1 pseudogene is annotated in these 1,756 nt (G+C 57.3%); it reads right to left on the reverse strand.

From position 1 onward, the window contains the following. A pseudogene (locus BKD70_RS25170) lies at positions 1-1,756 on the reverse strand (hypothetical protein); the annotation flags it as partial.

The following is a 1,756-nucleotide window of genomic DNA, read 5'->3' on the forward strand; positions in this document are numbered from 1 at the left end:
CACAGACAAGTCCACAATGCGGTAACCCTGCTGCTCCAACACGGTTCTGACGGCGGCGCGCTCTGCTTCAAGCCTCTGCGTCCTGACCGGTGTGACAGCATATTGCAGGCTCGGGTCTAACGGATGAGGCGGTATGAAGTCTACACGCGTGAAGCCGGGCGCCTTGCCTTCAAAACCGATGTATAGATATTCGCTGCGCCGTTCATTAGGTCGCAACATCCGCAGTAAATCATCCGTTTGACCGCTCCTCGCAGGAGGCGCGGGTAGCCATTCGTCCAGCGTCGCGCGGATGTCGAGCAAATGGCTTGCCGTGGCAGCCCGGGAAGGACCTGACAATTCAACCAACCTTATGACGGCAAACGTTCGAGCGTCATTCGTCAGGGTGGGAAAGGCCATGGTCACATACTGCCTCAACGGCCTGTCGAACAGTGCCGGATGATTTTGCCACCCGCCTGAAGGCAGGCGTGATACGGGAATAGGCTGGTCGCGAATATCAGTGCTTGTCCAGCGCATGATATCGGTTAGCGCGGATCGCCCCGGTGGCTCATTTCGGGTGATAAACACCAGGCCGTTCAACGGTGCACGATCACCCTGCGGGAGCATCCGGTAGAAACCGCTGTTCGGATCCTGGATGGCGGTATAAGGAGGCGCCACGCGTAAAAACCTGGCATTGAGCTCAGAACCTCTGGGACCCACGCCTACCTCAAACACGCCAGCCGCCGGAAAGTCCACAATTTGACTGGGTTGGACTTGAACACGCCAACTCAGCCACTGAGTATCCGTTGTACGTGACTGCACAATCCGGTTCTCGGTAGCCGTGCGCGTACGAGGGGGTTGCCAATCCGGCAATGGGGAAACGGGCCATGGGTTATGCACCCCGGAGCTGGGCCCAGGTTGTGGCGCATTCATGCCCAACAACCACTCTTTAGGCTCTTGAATGTTGATGACCAACTCATCCAGCCCCGGTTCCCGGCTATTTCGCAGGCGAAATACCTCTTCGCTTTCGCGCTGGTAAACCGGGTAATGGTGCGTATCGTCCGCTATGAACTGCTCGCCGTTCTTGACATGCACGCCTTGCCTGCCCGGCCCTTTCAACGCTACGGCGCCCTCGGGCTTACCCTTGATTCTGAAACGCTCCAAGAGCTTCGATTGCGTCACCAGCGACGAAGACGCGCTGGGCAAATGACTACGTATTGCCATCGGCAAGCGACGGATACGACTCAGAACCTTCATCGGCGAACGCATACCTATGACCTTACCGCCCTTCACTTTGGGAACAGGCGCAAAGTCTGTCGCCAGTTCGACCGCCAGAAACAGGGTCATGAACGCCACATCCACGGCATCGTTAGGGTCGCCAAAGCGATGATAGCGTCGGGCAGCCAACAGCAAATCATGGAAGTCGTTAGCCTTACCGAATAACGGAATCAAAATACCCAGCAACCCGCGCCGGGTGGCCTCGCTCTGCTCTTCAAGACGTTGAACCCGATAAGTCGCCAACATCCAGCTGGAGTTACTGACGGCTTGAACCCGCCCTTGCAGCTCCAGCGAGCTGGCCGCGTACAGCAGTGCCCTGGCGTCACGGTAGGTGGTGGGCGCCACCGCCAACCAGTTCGACGGTGCACTGGCAATCTGCTCGTGGATCAGCTCTTCGATTTCATTGACCGCTGGCGTAGGCTCAAGGTGCGTGATTTTGAATGAGCGGAAAAACTCATAGCTCCTCCACACACCTTCGAAGAATGAAAAACCGGCGAGGATA

Origin of the sequence: Pseudomonas sp. BS-2016, assembly GCF_001806145.1 — a bacterium.
Taxonomy (GTDB): Bacteria; Pseudomonadota; Gammaproteobacteria; order Pseudomonadales; family Pseudomonadaceae; genus Aquipseudomonas; species Aquipseudomonas lundensis.